The 14,260-nt window shown below is 65.5% G+C and carries 13 protein-coding genes; 7 read left to right on the plus strand and 6 right to left on the minus strand.

Going from position 1 to position 14,260, the window contains the following annotated elements:
- Positions 1-48 precede the first annotated feature (48 nt).
- From AB4Y35_RS32880 to AB4Y35_RS32895, 4 genes are all read left to right on the plus strand, one after another.
- The gene (locus AB4Y35_RS32880) at positions 49-1,227 is read left to right on the plus strand and encodes a diguanylate cyclase (protein WP_368707705.1); all 1,179 of its coding nucleotides are present in this window, start codon (positions 49-51) and stop codon (positions 1,225-1,227) included.
- Between the two features lie 157 nt (positions 1,228-1,384).
- A complete protein-coding gene (locus AB4Y35_RS32885; protein WP_368707706.1) occupies positions 1,385-1,633 on the plus strand; it encodes a hypothetical protein in 249 nt (82 codons plus the stop codon).
- 143 nt (positions 1,634-1,776) lie between these two features.
- Positions 1,777-2,808 carry a GGDEF domain-containing protein gene (locus AB4Y35_RS32890; protein WP_368707707.1) on the plus strand — a complete coding sequence of 344 codons (1,032 nt, stop codon included), beginning with the start codon at positions 1,777-1,779 and terminating at the stop codon, positions 2,806-2,808.
- Between the two features lie 243 nt (positions 2,809-3,051).
- Entirely contained in the window at positions 3,052-3,831 is a 780-nt protein-coding gene (locus tag AB4Y35_RS32895; RefSeq protein WP_324153421.1) for an ABC transporter substrate-binding protein, read from the plus strand.
- A gap of 77 nt (positions 3,832-3,908) precedes the next feature.
- Here AB4Y35_RS32895 and AB4Y35_RS32900 read toward each other — a convergent pair whose 3' ends face one another.
- The gene (locus tag AB4Y35_RS32900) at positions 3,909-4,781 is read right to left on the minus strand and encodes an AraC family transcriptional regulator (protein WP_368707708.1); all 873 of its coding nucleotides are present in this window, start codon (positions 4,779-4,781) and stop codon (positions 3,909-3,911) included.
- A 178-nt stretch (positions 4,782-4,959) separates the two neighbouring features.
- Here AB4Y35_RS32900 and AB4Y35_RS32905 point away from each other — a divergent pair, with 178 nt between their 5' ends.
- A complete protein-coding gene (locus tag AB4Y35_RS32905) occupies positions 4,960-5,739 on the plus strand; it encodes an SDR family NAD(P)-dependent oxidoreductase (RefSeq protein ID WP_368707709.1) in 780 nt (259 codons plus the stop codon).
- A gap of 21 nt (positions 5,740-5,760) precedes the next feature.
- Here the strand turns inward: AB4Y35_RS32905 and AB4Y35_RS32910 are convergent, their stop codons facing one another.
- A complete protein-coding gene (locus AB4Y35_RS32910; RefSeq protein WP_028206775.1) occupies positions 5,761-5,964 on the minus strand; it encodes a DUF3079 domain-containing protein in 204 nt (67 codons plus the stop codon).
- 231 nt (positions 5,965-6,195) lie between these two features.
- Here AB4Y35_RS32910 and AB4Y35_RS32915 point away from each other — a divergent pair, with 231 nt between their 5' ends.
- The gene (locus tag AB4Y35_RS32915) at positions 6,196-8,718 is read left to right on the plus strand and encodes a penicillin acylase family protein (RefSeq protein WP_368707710.1); all 2,523 of its coding nucleotides are present in this window, start codon (positions 6,196-6,198) and stop codon (positions 8,716-8,718) included.
- A 191-nt stretch (positions 8,719-8,909) separates the two neighbouring features.
- A complete protein-coding gene (locus AB4Y35_RS32920; protein ID WP_368707711.1) occupies positions 8,910-10,466 on the plus strand; it encodes a methyl-accepting chemotaxis protein in 1,557 nt (518 codons plus the stop codon).
- Between the two features lie 42 nt (positions 10,467-10,508).
- Here AB4Y35_RS32920 and AB4Y35_RS32925 read toward each other — a convergent pair whose 3' ends face one another.
- From AB4Y35_RS32925 to AB4Y35_RS32940, 4 genes are all read right to left on the minus strand, one after another.
- Positions 10,509-11,654: a DSD1 family PLP-dependent enzyme gene (locus AB4Y35_RS32925; RefSeq protein ID WP_368707712.1), complete on the minus strand. Its 1,146-nt coding sequence runs from the start codon at positions 11,652-11,654 to the stop codon at positions 10,509-10,511.
- Positions 11,655-11,767: 113 nt separating this feature from the next.
- Entirely contained in the window at positions 11,768-12,496 is a 729-nt protein-coding gene (locus AB4Y35_RS32930) for an amino acid ABC transporter ATP-binding protein (RefSeq protein ID WP_368707713.1), read from the minus strand.
- A 35-nt stretch (positions 12,497-12,531) separates the two neighbouring features.
- Positions 12,532-13,191: an amino acid ABC transporter permease gene (locus tag AB4Y35_RS32935; protein WP_368707714.1), complete on the minus strand. Its 660-nt coding sequence runs from the start codon at positions 13,189-13,191 to the stop codon at positions 12,532-12,534.
- A 72-nt stretch (positions 13,192-13,263) separates the two neighbouring features.
- Entirely contained in the window at positions 13,264-14,073 is an 810-nt protein-coding gene (locus AB4Y35_RS32940) for a transporter substrate-binding domain-containing protein (RefSeq protein ID WP_368707715.1), read from the minus strand.
- Positions 14,074-14,260: the final 187 nt, after the last annotated feature.

Raw genomic sequence — 14,260 nt, forward strand, 5'->3', positions numbered from 1 at the left:
CCGCCTCACGCGTCCTGACTCTCTCCTTTCGTTGCCCGGCCCGTTCTCATGCTCAGCGCCTTCGCTCTATTCGGGATCTTGATCGTATCTTGCCTGATGAGCGTCGCCATCCTGGGCTCGCTGATCCGAACCGCCGTGCCGGGCGTAGGCCGCTGGTGTCTGGGCTATGCGCTGGTGGCCACGGCCTCCACCTGGATCGTGCTCGCCGGCCCGGGTGCTGGCGCGATCACGATCGTCGCGACGTCGGTCGCGACCCTGGGCGCGGTCGTGCTGCTCGTGCAGGGCACGCGCCAGTTCTTCGGCATGCGCGCCGTGTGGCACACGGAATCGGCGGCGCTGGTCATGATCTGCGCTGCGCTGGTCTATTTCATGTGGGTGTCGCCCAGTGTCGGCGCGCGAGGCGTGCTCGTCTCGCTGGGCCTCATCTATGGGCGGCTCGCGATCGGTACGCTGGTGCTGCGGCACGCCTCGCGCGAGGGTACGCGCTACGCATGCCGGCTGATCGCCGTGGCCGCCGGGGTCGGTGCGCTCGTGTATGTCGCGCGCATCGCTGCGATCGTCTCCGGGGCCGTGCCGTCGCTTACGTTCGTGCAGCCGTCGCCCTGGAACGTGGCGCTGCTCGGCCTTGCGATCGTCACGTTGCCCTGCATGTCGATCGGCATGGTGATGCTCGCTCACGACCGGATCCTTGGGCGCATGGAAAAGCTCGCGACGATCGACGAACTGACGGGCGCGCTCACGCGCCGTGCGTTCATCGCCAGGGCGCAGGTGCTGCTTGCGCAGGCGCGGGAGAAGGGCGATCCGTTGTCGATCGCGATTCTCGACATCGATAACTTCAAGGCCGTCAACGACGGCTTCGGCCATGCGGTCGGCGATCGCATCCTGGCGCACGTCGCCTCGGTCGTCTCCGCGCAATTGAGGTCATGCGATCTGTTCGGGCGGCTGGGTGGCGAAGAGTTCGCGATCCTCTTTGCCTACGCGCAAAAGCACGACGCAGCGACGTTGACGAATACGCTGCGGCTCGCTGTCGAACGATCGTCTGCCGAAGGGGTGCGCTGCACCCTCAGCGCGGGCGTCGGCAGGTTCGTGCCGGGCGATACGCTGGAGAGCGCGATGGTGCGCGCCGACGCTGCGCTCTATGTCGCGAAGGCGGCGGGGCGCAATCGCGTCGACATGACATCGGATGCCGAAGAAGGCGAAGCCCGCTACCTCGCCGAATCGCGCTAAAGAAATGCTTGCCCGGCAAATTTATTCCAGGGAAAATTCGCGCTGACGAAAACCGGCAGCGACGCCGGCTTCGTGCGACCCGGCGCGTCGTACCGGGCAGGTCAATCATTACCCGGGCAATGGCGTCCGCAACGGTGTTCATGCCGGATAACTGCCCATGTTCAAGCGCCTCTTCTCCGAACTCGCCCGAGTCTTCGTTCCCGTTGGGCGAGATTCCGACTTCTCCGCTCTGATCGACTTCCCGTGCTGCGCGCTAGACGACGCCGCCATCGAGCGGGAAAGCGGTCTGTCCCGATTGCGTGACAGTGCGGGCATGCGTGCGGCCCGCTCGCGCCGCCGCGTCTGGCGGCTTCGCGCAGTGCGCGGCGATCTCCGCCGCGAAAGTCGTTCGGCGCCGCGCCCTTAATGCGGCCATACGCTCGCCCGTTATCAGGGATAAAGCCGCTTGGATTCGTCATAGAAAACCTGCTACTGTAATTCGCACAAAAACCCGGCTGGCAGGGCCGTTGCCACAACAGGGTTTCAATTGCTTTACGGTGAATCGCCAATATGGATGAATTGCTTGAGCGGCTTTCCCAGAAGGTTGTCGCGGCCCAGAATCTGGAAGGACTCGTGCGGCCGCTTCTCGAGATGCTTGGAATATTGACCGGACTTGAGTCGACCTACCTGACATCGGTCGACTTCCGTCGCGAGGTGCAGACCGTCCTCTATTCGCGCAACGAGGGCGACGTGCAGATCATGGAGGGCCTGCAGGTTCAGTGGTTCGACACCCTCTGCAAGCGCAGTCTGGAAAGCGGGCGGCGCGTGGTCAGCAACGTCAAGGACATTTGGGGCGATTCGCGGGCGGCCTCCGACCTCGGGATTTGCACCTACGCGAGCGCGCCGGTCTGCGCGGAAGGCGGCGCCGTCATCGGCACGCTATGCGGCATCAGCCGCGAGAGTCGCGAAGTCAACGCGCGGGCGCGCGGCGCGCTGAATGTCTTCGCGAAACTGATCTCGGAGCATATCGAGCGCGAGCGGCTCATCGAACAACTCACGCTCGCCAACGAGCATCTCGCACAACGCGCCCTGATCGACGACATGACGGAACTGCCGAACCGGCGCGCGCTGCATGAGGAACTCGGGCGCCTGATGGCGCACGCCGCGTCGGATGGCTCGTATGTCGTGGTGTGCATGATCGATCTGGACGGCTTCAAGGAACTGAACGATCAACGCGGCCACGTGGTGGGCGACCAGTTTTTGCAAACGTGCGCCGGGCGTCTGCTGGCCGCGGTTGCCGATCGAGGGCTGCTCGCGCGCATCGGCGGCGACGAGTTCGCATTCGTTGCATCGGGGCCGGCCGACTACGATCAGGCGGCGAGCATGGCCGATGTCATCGCGAGTCATGTCTCCGCGGTGACGGCGGGGGAATACACCTTGCCGAACATGCGTCTGCATTACGAGGGAGCGACTGCCGGCTGTGTTGCGGTGCGCTTCGTGAGCGCCCAGCAGGCGCTCGACCAGGCGGACCATGAGATGTATCGCGTCAAGCGCTTGCGGCGCGCGGCGCGCGCCGGCAAGAGCAACTGGACATTCCGGTAAGCCTTCAACTGCCGCTATCAACCGGGACCTGCAACTCCCTTTAGGGTCTTCCCTGCCATAGGTGTTTCCGCCTGTTTTTGACGACTCGACGCGAGTATTCTGGACTGCTACCTTACCGGGCACAGGTGCACCCGCAGCGTCGATCACGCTTGCGGCGGGCGCCGCGGGGGAATGTCCGCGCCGCAACCATGCGGGCGGTGTCCATGTCTTGACCACCCTGATATCCAGAACCGAGGGGATCCCATGAAAAAGTTGTTTGCAGCCGTATCTATTGCCTTGATCGCCTCCACGGCCAGCGTCGGCGCCTTTGCGGCAGACACCATTCGTTTTGGTGTCGATGCAAGCTATCCGCCGTTCGAATCGAAAGCCCCGGACGGCAAACTGGTCGGCTTCGACATCGATCTCGGCAACGAGATCTGCCACCGTCTGAACGCCAAATGCGTCTGGATCGAGAACGACTTCGACGGCATGATCCCGGCGCTGAAGGCGCGCAAGTTCGACGGCGTGCTGTCGTCGATGTCGATGACCCCGGCGCGCAGAGAGCAGATCGCGTTCTCGGACAAGTTGTTCAACACGCCGACGCGTCTTGTCGTCAAGACGGGCTCGGGCATCATGCCGACCGCGGAATCGCTCAAGGGTAAGCGCGTGGGCGTGGAGCAGGGCACGATTCAGGAGACCTATGCAAAGGCGCATTGGGCAGCGGCTGGCGTAGAGGTCGTGCCTTACCAGAATCAGGACCAGGTCTATCAGGACTTGCTGGCCGGCCGCGTGGACGCGGCGCTGCAAGACGCCGTGCAGGCCGAAGTGGGCTTCCTGAAGACGCCGCGCGGCCAGGGCTACAGCTTTGCGGGCGGCGATCTGGACGATCCGGCCACGCTCGGCAACGGCGCCGGCATCGGTCTGCGCAAGGAAGACACCGCGCTCAAGACGAAGATCGACGGCGCCATTGCCAGCATCATCAAGGACGGTACGTACAAGAAGATCGAGAAGAAGTACTTCGACTTCGACGTGTATGGCAAGTGATGTGACGCGTCCGGCGTGACACGTGCACGGCGCGAGAGCGGACGTACCACTCTCGCGCCGCGTGTCACCGGCGCAGGCTACGCGGCCTCGCGCATTGTCTTCGCTTGAGATGAATCTTTTTTCGGCGGCGCGCCGAACATGCGCGCGTATTCGCGGCTGAACTGCGAGGCGCTCTCGTATCCCACCTCGAATGCGGCGGCCTGTACGCTCATCGACTGCGAAAGCAGCAGTCTGCGCGCTTCCAGCAGCCGCAACTGCTTCTGGTACTGAAGGGGCGGCAGCCCTGTCAGCGCCTTGAACTGCCGGTGGAACGCCGAGGCACTGAGCTGGGCGACTGCCGCCAGGTCTTCCACCCGCACGGGTTCCGCAAACCGCGCACGCAAATTTTCCACCGCCCGCAGCAGGCTGTGAGAAGGGCTTTCGGTCGACGCCAGCCTCGCGATTTCCGAACCGTTCGGACCGCTTAGCAACCAGTAGCAGATCTCGCGCATCAGCATGGGATACAGCATGCCGATGGCGTCCGGCGTGTCCAGCAGGCGCACGGCGCGCAGCGCGCAATCGGCAAGGGGGCCGTCGAAGTTCGCGACGAACACGCCACGGCTTGCGTCCGCTGCCGGCACGGGTGCAGGCGACATCTCCTTCGCTACCGCACGCAATATGGCCAGGTCCAGCTCGAGAATCAGAACCAGGCAAGGTTGGTCCGGGCTCGCCTCGAACACGCGGCCCCGCGACGGCGTTTCCACGCCGACCACGAGCGCTTGACCGGCCCGGTACTCCAGTTGCGCCCCGCCAAAACTGGCCCATTTGGCGCCCTGGGCGACGATGCACAAAGCCGGGCTCGCCGAGCGAAAGGTGGGCGGCGCGGGGTGGTCGGAACGCAGGACGAGCATTCCGTCGACAGCGGTGCTGTATGGGCTCGTGCCCGGCTGCGTTTGCGTGTAGCGCAGCATGGCGGCGGCCAGTTCGTTCGTCATGGCGGCTCGATCAGGGTCGCGCGAAGGAAGGTGCGCGCCGACCCATCTTAGTCAGCGAAGCAGGATTAGGCAAGAATCCGGCAGGTTCGGGTATTCACTCGCCGGTGGCGTCAGGCGCAGAATCGACGCTATCCAACACAGCGCGAGGTGCCAAATGGCAACGAACAACGGCAGTCAGTCGGGCCCGAAAATCGCGGTCGTCACCGGAGGCAGCCGCGGCATCGGCCGCGACACGGTGCTGCGGCTGGCAAGCCGTGGCGTCCACTCGGTTTTCACTTACAACACCAATCACGCCGAGGCAGAGAAGGTCTGTGCCGAGGTCGCGCAAGCGGGCGGCCGGGCGATCGCCCTGCAGTTGAACATCGCAGATTCAGGCACGTTCGACGGCTTCGTCGCGCGCCTGCGAGAAGCGCTTGGGAAGCTCAATGCAACGGGCTTCGATTATCTGGTGAACAACGCCGGCATCTCTTCGACCGCCACGCTCGCAGCCGGCACCGAAGCGGAACTCGACGCGCAATTCGCGGTGCATTTCAAGGGGCCGTTTCTGCTGACGCAAAAGCTGCTGCCGCTCATTCATGACGGCGGCCGGATCGTGAACATTTCCTCGGGCCTTGCACGCTTCGCGTATCCGGGTCGCGCGATTTATGGCCCGATGAAGGCGGCCGTGGAAGCGCTCACGCGCTACATGGCACTCGAACTCGCGCCGCGCCGGATCGCGGTCAACGTCGTGGCGCCGGGCGCCATTGCGACCGACTTCAGCGGCGGCATCGTGCGTGACAATCCGGAGGTCAACAAGGCGGTAGCGGAACATACCGCGCTGGGCCGCGTCGGATTACCGACTGACGTGGGGCCCGTCATTGCGGGTCTACTGTCGGATGACTTCGGCTGGGTGAACGCGCAGCGCATCGAGGTGGCCGGCGGCATTCATATCTGATTGCGCGGTTGATTTCGCGCGTTAGGGCGTGACGCTTTTGCCGGAGGCGTCGACTTCGATCCCCCAGTCGCCCTGTTCGAGCCAGTCGTCGCCGAGCAGTTCGGCCGGATGCTGCGTGCGGCTCTGGCCGTTGCCGCATCGCATGTCGTTGGCCGGGCAGTAGTGGTCGCAGCCCCAGCACAGGCGCTCGGGGTGCAGCGGGTGAATCGGAAACTTCTTTGCCATGATGTCGCCCCTGTGCGGTCTCGGGCAGAACGCAATATTGAGATTGTGTTCTTTCCGCGGCACGGTGGCAGATGGCAGAGTGTCGCGCCCAGGAAGCGCGGTGAAGGGGGAAAGGTCGCGGCGCTCTGCCTGCGTGTTATTGCCACAGGGTCATGCTATGGTCGTACGGCGTCCGGCCGATCCGGTCGCCGCGCCCGGAAGCGCTGAACACAACGACCCGCGTGCTTTTCCATGACCCGTTCGAGTCCTTTGCCGCAAAAGCGGCGCCGTGTATGGCCGCTGATGCTGTTGTGCGCCGTCGTCATCATTCTGGCCGCCATGGTGCTGGCGGGCTGGCTGACGTTGCGCGGCAGCTTGCCGCAGTTGGACGGCACGCGTGCCGCGCCGCTCTCCGCAGCGGTGACGATCGGGCGCGACGCGCTCGGCGTGCCGACGGTGCAGGGCGGCACGCGTGGCGACGTTGCGTATGCGAGCGGCTTCCTTCACGCGCAGGACCGCTTCTTCCAGATGGACTTGCTGCGCCGGGTCGCCGCCGGCGAGATGGCGGCGCTCATCGGCCCGGCGGCGCTGCCGCTGGACCGCCGCGACCGGCCCTTGCGCTTTCGCGATCACGCGCAGGCGGCGCTCGCCGCGCTCTCCGCCGACCAGCGGGAGCTGATCGAGCGCTATACGGCGGGCGTCAACGACGGCCTGCGCTCGCTTCGCGCGCGGCCGTTCGAATACTGGCTGTTGCGTGCGCAACCGGCGCCGTGGCGTCCCGAAGACACGGTACTCGCCGTCTACGCGATGTACTTCGATCTGCAGTATGACCAGGTGAGGCGCGTGCTCTCGCGCGCGGCGTTGCGCGAGCGCGTGCCGGCCGATCTGCTTGCGTTCCTGCTCCCTGAGACGAGCCACTGGGACGCCCCACTCGACGGGCTGCGCGCGTTGGCGCAGCCGCCGGCGGCACTGCCCGCCGCGCCGCCGTCATGGCTCCCGTCAACGCAGTCCGCCGTCGATGCCGAACCGGAGGCCACCGCGCTGCTCGCCGGCCTGCCTGGTTTTGTGAACGCTTTTGCGGGCGCCGGGAGCGCGGTCGATTCGATGGTCGGCAGCAACGGTTTCGCGGTCGACGGCGCGCACAGCGCACACGGCGGCGCGCTGCTCGCGAGCGACATGCACCTCGGCCTGTCGCTGCCGAACATCTGGTACCGGATCTCGCTCGTCTATCCCGCGCCGGGGGGCGGCGAGCGGCGCATCACGGGCGTCAGCTTGCCGGGTACGCCGTTCGTCGTGGCCGGCAGCAACGGCCATATCGCGTGGGGCTTCACGAACAGCTATGGGCGCTTCGTCGATCTGGTCGAACTTCAACGCGATCCGGCCGACCCACTGCGCTACCGTGTCCCGAACGGTGGATGGGCGCGTGCGCAGGTGATCCACGAGCGGCTCGACGTGAACGGCGGCGCGAGCGTCGATCTGCCGGTCGTGCAAACGCGCTGGGGGCCGCAGATCGTGGCCGGCGAGCGCGCGTATGCATTGCATTGGGTCGCGCAGGATCCGCGGGCGACCAACATGAACTTCATGCGGCTCGAAGGCATCACGAACGTCGACGACGCGTTGCGCGCCGCGCAGACTTTCGGCCTGCCGACGCAGAACTTCATGGTGGCCGACGCGCAAGGCCATATCGGCTGGACGCTTGCCGGCCCGCTGCCGCGCTTCGCGGATACCGATGCGGACGCTGAAGTGGACGCTCAGGCGGCAGCGCTCGCGAGCTTGCCGTACCCCTCCGGAACGTACGCCGGCTGGCAAGGGTATCGGACGCCCGATGCGTATCCAGTGCGCATCGATCCGCCGGCCGGCCGCATCTGGACCGCGAACAACCGCACCTTGCCGATGGAAGATGTGGCGCGAATCGGCGACGCCGGCACCGATCTTGGCGCGCGCGCCACGCAGATTCGCAACGACCTGCTCGCGCTGCCGCGCGCGAGCGAGCGCGACATGCTCGCGGTGCAGACCGACGATCGCGCGTTCTGGATCGCGTACTGGCGACGCGTGGCGCTCGACGCGCTCGATGCACGCGCGCTCGACGGCCATCCCCAACGCGCCGAGTTCCAGCGCCTCGTTCAGGCGTGGGATGGCCGCGCCGATGTCAATGCAGTCGGCTACCGGCTGGTACGCGCGTTCTACGACTCGCTCTACGAAGCATGGTTCGGTGTACTGGACAAGCAGATGGCCGCGATTGCGCCGGACCTCAGCTATCGTGCGGCGAACTCGCGTTACGAAGCGACGATGGAGACGCTGGCCGACCATCGCGCGTGGATACCGGGCGGCTTCGCGGACTGGCGCGCGTTCATGCTGGACCGCATCGATCATGCGATCGCCCGGTTGCCCAAGGGCACCACGCTCGAAGCGGCGCGCTGGGGCGAGCGCAACCGCTCGGTCATTGCGCATCCGTTCGCGCGCATGGTGCCGGCGTGGCTGCCGTGGTTTCGCGGCTGGCTCAGCGCGCCGCACGACCCGTTGCCGGGTGACATCAACATGCCGCGCGTACAGACGCCGGCGTTCGGCGCGTCCGAGCGTTTCGCGGTGTCGCCGGGGCGCGAGCAGGACGGCATCTTCGAGATGCCGGGCGGGCAGTCGGGCAATCCCATGTCGCCGTATTTCCTCGCGGGGCACGAAACGTGGGTGCATGGCGACGCGGCGCCGTTCCTGCCGGGCGCAGTGGTGCATACGCTGAAGCTCGTACCGGCCGGCGCGCAGCAGGCCGCAAACTGAGGGTGCTAGGGTTGGCGCGCGCGGCGGATTAGCAGAACTCCGCCGACACCGCTAGAAGCGCTGGCTGATTCTCCCTATATCCGTTGCACGCCTACCCCTGGTGGGGGGGAATGCGTCAAGCTTGGCGCGCTCGCGTCGAGGCTTTCTCTTACCGTGAGCCACATAAAACGGAAACGGATAAGGGGACAGCCATGAAGTGGCTCGATCGCATGACGGTGTTCAAAAAGCTGCTGACAGCATTCGCCGTTGTGATCGTATTTGCGGTGGCCGTCGGTGTGGCCGGCGTTGCGTCGCTGGCGTCGATGCATGACATCGCCGATGAAATCTGCAACCGCCACATGAGCGGCCAGTTCTGGCTGGAGGAAGCGGCCCGCAGCAAGCTGAGCACCGACCTGGACGCCGCAAATCTGGGCTTCGCCGACGAAGCGGGACGCCATCGTCTGAAGGAAGACATCGTCGCGCAACTCAAACGCATGCACGAATCGCTGGATCGCTATGCCGCTGCAGGCGTCTCGTCCAGCGACCGCGCGCTTTACGACGACGTGCTCGGGAAAACCTCGGCATGGGAGGCGATCGTGCATCAGCAGATCGGTTCAGCGCCCGTGCCCGCAGGCGTGGACAATGCCGAACTCGTACGCCGTGCCATTGCGGCGAGCGTTGCGTCAGGCGACAGCGTCGCCGCGCTGATCGATTCGCTGCAACGCGAGGCGAAGAGCGCGCAGACCGAAGCCACGGCGCAATTCCAGCACATGCGCACCCTCATCATGGCGATTCTGCTTGGGGCGGTCGCGACCGGCGCGTTGCTGGCCTGGCTGATTTCGCAGCGGCTTTCGCGCCAGCTGGGCTGCGAACCGGCACATGCGATGGAAATCGCAGGCCGTATCGCGGCCGGCGATCTTTCGGTATCCGTAGCAACACGTCGCGGCGATTCGAGCAGCCTGCTGTACGCGCTGGGCGAGATGCGTACGCAGCTCACCGGCATCGTCGCCAACATTCACGACTCGAGCGGTTCCATCCTGCTCGCCGCACGCGAAATCTCGCAAGGCAACACGGACCTCTCGCAACGCACCGAAGAGCAGGCGGCGTCGCTCGGCGAGACCGCGACGAGCATGGAGCAGCTGACCTCGACCGTGCGGCAGAATGCCGAGAACGCGAGACAGGTGGGCGGGCTCGCCCGTGGTGCGTCCGAAGTCGCCGTGCGCGGCAGCGAACTGGTGAGCGAAGTGGCGAGGACGATGGGCGACGTGGCGCAGGACGCGAAGCGCATGACCGACATCATCGCGACCATCGAGAAGATCGCCTTCCAGACCAACATCCTTGCGCTCAACGCCGCCGTCGAGTCGGCACGCGCCGGCGAGCAGGGGCGCGGCTTCGCGGTCGTGGCGGGCGAGGTGCGCGCGCTCGCGCAGTGCAGCGCGGCTTCGGCGCGGGAGATCAAGGAGCTGATCGAAGCCTCGACGGCGGGCGTTGCCAACGGCGCCACGCTGGCGCAGCGCGCGGGCTCGACGATGGTCGAGGTGACGGCGGCCGTGCAGCGCGTCACGGACATCATGGGCGAGATCGTCGCCGCCTCGGGCGAGCAGAGCACGGGCATCGAGCAGGTCAATCGCGCGGTCGCGCAAATGGACCAGGTCACGCAGCAAAACGCGGCCCTCGTAGAGCAGGCGGCCGCCGCGGCAAGCTCGATGGCCGATCAGGCGGCGCAGTTGCAGCAGGCGGTCTCGGTGTTCAGGTTCGCGGGCGCTTGAGGTGAGAGCCGATGCCGTAGCGATGGCTGCGGCATCGGGACGTCATCGGGAAAGACCGCGTGCGTCGATCGGCCAGATCGCTTCCACGCGCTCGCCCCGGAAGCAGACGTACTGATCGTAGAGATTCACGGTCGGGTCGCAGTGCCCCGGTGTCACGAGAACGCGCTGTCCCAGGAGTTCGGTCGTATCGGTTTCCGGCGCACCGGCTGTCTCCAGCTTGCCGTGCTCGTCATTGGCCGCGATGTAGGCGAGCGGCGGACCTTCGGACCCCGCCCATGTCACCTCTCGCGGCAGTCCGGCATCGACGGCCAGCCCCTTGAGGCCAACATCGCATACCACCATGCCGGGGCGGGTTGCGCTCATGATCGTGGATAGCACGAACAGGCTGTTGCGCGGCCGTACCGCGCCGTGCCACGCGATGCCGCCATATTCGCCGTCCATGATCGCGTAGGAGCCCGGCTGCACCTCGGTGTAAACGCCGCTGGCAACGTCGAATTCAAACGTGCCGGTGCCGCCGCCGGTCACACGCGCGCATCGCACGCCGCGCGCCTCGAGTGCGCGGACGAAGTTTCCCGCGCGCTCGGCGGCGCGGCCGGCCGTGTCCTTTCTTGCCGCCCAGTCGGCAATGTGCTGCGCTCCGCCGTGGTAGCCCTGCAAACCCGCAAAGTGCAGGCCTGGATGCGCGGAGATCGCATCGACGAGTTCGAGCAGGGCGTCATGGGTTGTCACCCCGCAACGGTTCTGACCGACATCGATCTCCGGCAACACGTCGATCGTGACGCCCGCGGACGCCGCGGCTTCGCCAAGCGCGCGCACTTGTGGCAGTGCGTCCACGCAAACGCTCAGACGGACGTGCGAGGCGAGTTCGGTGGCCATCAAGAGCTTGTCCCTGCCGACAAACTCATTGGTGACGTGGATGTCACGCATGCCGGCAGCGGCAAACGGATACGCTTCGCTCAGCTTCTGGCAACAGATACCCACCGCGCCGGCTTCGAGCTGCCGCAGGGCGATGGCGCTGCTCTTGTGAGCCTTGGCGTGAGGCCGCAAGGCAACACCGTGGCCGGCGACGAACGCCGCCGTGTCGCGCAGGTTTGCTTCGAATGCGTCGAGATCGATCAGGAGCGACGGGGTGCCGACCGAGGCAAGCGGGTCGCCGACCAGGGCGGGGGCAGGAGGGGTGAGAGTCATCGAGGCTCCGTTCAGGACGCGCAACAAGGTTGCGCCAGTATTGCACACGGCGTGGCCGGCATCAGCGGCTCGCCGTGTCCTCCTGCTGCCCGGAGGGCATCGCGGGCATGCGCTCAGTGAGGCAGCACGCGCATGAGAAAGTCCTTTGCGCGCTCCGACTGCGGGTTGTCGAAAAACGCCTCCTTGCCGGCATCCTCGACGATGAGCCCCTGGTCCATGAACAGCACCCGATGGGCGACCTTCTTCGCGAAACCCATTTCGTGCGTCACGCACATCATCGTCATGCCTTCCTGGGCCAGTTCGATCATTACGTCGAGCACTTCGTTGATCATCTCGGGATCGAGCGCCGAGGTCGGCTCGTCGAACAGCATGGCGAAGGGGTCCATCGAGAGCGCCCGCGCGATCGCCACGCGCTGCTGCTGTCCGCCCGACAGCTGGCCCGGAAACTTGTCGGCGTGCGCGCGCAGGCCCACGCGGTCCAGCAGTTTCAGGCCTTTTTGGGTGGCCTCGTCCTTGCCGCGACCGAGCACCTTGATCTGCGCGAGCGTGAGATTCTGCGTGATCGACAGATGGGGAAACAGCTCGAAATGCTGGAACACCATGCCGACCTTCGCGCGCAGCTTCGGGAGATTCGTGCGCTTGTCGCCAACCGACTCGCCGCCCACGACGATCTCGCCTTGCTGGAACGGCTCCAGCCCGTTCACGGTCTTGATCAACGTCGACTTGCCGGAGCCGGACGGCCCGCATACGACGACGACCTCACCCTTGCTGACTTCGGTGGAGCAGCCGCTCAGAACCTGGAATGACCCGTACCACTTCGACACGTCTTTCAGTGTAATCATCGAACTATCCTTGTGATCGCGCGTGACCTGCCGGCTCAACGCACGTGCGCCAGCGCGAGGCGCCGTTCCACGTGCCGCTGGACCCACGACATCGCGGTGCTCAGCAGCCAGTAGATCGCCGCCGCGCTCAGATACAGCGGCAGCGGCTGGAAGGTGGACGCGATGACTTCTTGCGCCGCACGCAGCATCTCGGTCACGGTGATCACGGAGACGAGCGACGTATCCTTGATCAGGCTGATCAAGGTATTGCCAAGGCTCGGCACGGCGATCCTCAAGGCCTGTGGGCAGATGACGTAGCGCAGCGTCTGCAGATGGTTGAGGCCGAGACTATGCGCGGCGCCCCATTGGCCCTGGCTAATGCCGAGAATCGCACCGCGCATGCTTTCGGAAAGATAGGCTCCGGCATTGGCGGTCAAGGCGAGAATGCCGGCGCTGGTCGGATCGAGCGAGATGCCGAGATCCGGCAGCCCGTAGTAGACGACGAAGATTTGCACGAGCAACGGCGTCCCGCGCATGAGGCTGACGTAGCCGCGCGCAATGCCTGCGATGAGCGGCTGGCCACTGATGCCCATGATCGCCACGACGATGCCGACCAGCAAGCCGAGAACGGAGGAAGCGAGCGCGAACTTCAGGGTAACGACGGCGCCCATGAGAAGAACGGGCAGCGCGTGAATGACGAGGTCGATGGGTGTCATGCGATGAAGTGCCGTGCGGGTGCGCCGCCCGGGCGGGAAGCGGGGCGGCGCGCCAGGTGATGAAGAAGAGCGTTACTGCGTGACGGGTTGCGTGACGTCAGTGCCGAACCAGTGCATGGAGATCTTTTTCAGCGTGCCGTCCTGCTTCATCGCGCTCAGGGCGCCATTGACCGCCTTTTCGAACTCGGGGTTGCCCTTCCTGAACGGAATGCCCATTTCCTGCTCGCCGCCCTTGAGAACCGAACCGGCCCGCAAGGGCAGGTTCGAGGTCTTGATGATGTACGGCAGCATGAGGCGGTCGTCGAGCGTCGCGTCGATCCGGCCTGCCGCGAGATCGCGCAGTTTCTCCGGGGCGCCCGGGTAGGTCTGCACGTTGATGCCCGAAACGGCGCGAGCCATTTGGTCATAGTTCGTGCCGAGCGTCACGCCGATCTTCTTGTCGCCGCCGAATTCCTTGAGCGAGTTGAAATCGCGCTTGTCGTTGGCGCGCTGAATCAGCTGTGCTGCCGAGAAGGTGTAGGGCTGGCTGAAATCGAGCGCCTGCTGGCGCTGCGGGGTGATGGTGACCTGGTTGACGATCACGTCGAACTTGCCGGCTTGCAGGCCGGCGAGAATGCCGCTCCACTCCGTGGGGACGAATTCCGGCTTGACGCCCAGTCTCGACGCCAGGGCCTTCGCGACATCCACGTCGAAGCCCTCGAGTTCGCCGGCCGCGTTGCGGTAGTCGAACGGCGGATAGGTTCCCTCCAGACCGACGCGGAGCACACCGTTCGATTTGACCGTGTCGAGCAGGTCCTGGGCGTGGGCGGCCGCGCCCGCGAAGCTGAATGCGGCCGCAATGACCGCGCTGCGCAAAAGCGGGCTGATATGGCGTTTGAACATCGTCGTCTCCTCTTTTAGGGGTGTGGTCTTCGTTCTGCTGTGTGTGATTAGTCAACTATCAGACGAATCCAGTCCTTCGCTGTGAATGGCCGGAATTCGTCGAAATGGCGTGCACCGATGGAATCGGGGTTAACCCAGGCTGGTTGCTTTCGAGGCGCGCAGAATCTTGTGTTTCAGAATCCTACGG

Origin of the sequence: Paraburkholderia sp. EG286A (genome assembly GCF_040965375.1) — a bacterium.
Classification (GTDB): domain Bacteria; phylum Pseudomonadota; class Gammaproteobacteria; order Burkholderiales; family Burkholderiaceae; genus Paraburkholderia.

What these genes read in the sequence shown, in the direction of transcription:
- AB4Y35_RS32935 (WP_368707714.1), bottom strand. Translation starts at nt 13,191, where the DNA reads ATGACACCCATCGACCTCGTCATTCACGCGCTGCCCGTTCTTCTCATG.
- AB4Y35_RS32905 (WP_368707709.1), top strand. Translation starts at nt 4,960, where the DNA reads ATGGCAACGAACAACGGCAGTCAGTCGGGCCCGAAAATCGCGGTCGTC.
- AB4Y35_RS32900 (WP_368707708.1), bottom strand. Translation starts at nt 4,781, where the DNA reads ATGCTGCGCTACACGCAAACGCAGCCGGGCACGAGCCCATACAGCACC.
- AB4Y35_RS32925 (WP_368707712.1), bottom strand. Translation starts at nt 11,654, where the DNA reads ATGACTCTCACCCCTCCTGCCCCCGCCCTGGTCGGCGACCCGCTTGCC.
- AB4Y35_RS32930 (WP_368707713.1), bottom strand. Translation starts at nt 12,496, where the DNA reads ATGATTACACTGAAAGACGTGTCGAAGTGGTACGGGTCATTCCAGGTT.
- AB4Y35_RS32890 (WP_368707707.1), top strand. Translation starts at nt 1,777, where the DNA reads ATGGATGAATTGCTTGAGCGGCTTTCCCAGAAGGTTGTCGCGGCCCAG.
- AB4Y35_RS32895 (WP_324153421.1), top strand. Translation starts at nt 3,052, where the DNA reads ATGAAAAAGTTGTTTGCAGCCGTATCTATTGCCTTGATCGCCTCCACG.
- AB4Y35_RS32880 (WP_368707705.1), top strand. Translation starts at nt 49, where the DNA reads ATGCTCAGCGCCTTCGCTCTATTCGGGATCTTGATCGTATCTTGCCTG.
- AB4Y35_RS32940 (WP_368707715.1), bottom strand. Translation starts at nt 14,073, where the DNA reads ATGTTCAAACGCCATATCAGCCCGCTTTTGCGCAGCGCGGTCATTGCG.
- AB4Y35_RS32910 (WP_028206775.1), bottom strand. Translation starts at nt 5,964, where the DNA reads ATGGCAAAGAAGTTTCCGATTCACCCGCTGCACCCCGAGCGCCTGTGC.
- AB4Y35_RS32915 (WP_368707710.1), top strand. Translation starts at nt 6,196, where the DNA reads ATGACCCGTTCGAGTCCTTTGCCGCAAAAGCGGCGCCGTGTATGGCCG.
- AB4Y35_RS32885 (WP_368707706.1), top strand. Translation starts at nt 1,385, where the DNA reads ATGTTCAAGCGCCTCTTCTCCGAACTCGCCCGAGTCTTCGTTCCCGTT.
- AB4Y35_RS32920 (WP_368707711.1), top strand. Translation starts at nt 8,910, where the DNA reads ATGAAGTGGCTCGATCGCATGACGGTGTTCAAAAAGCTGCTGACAGCA.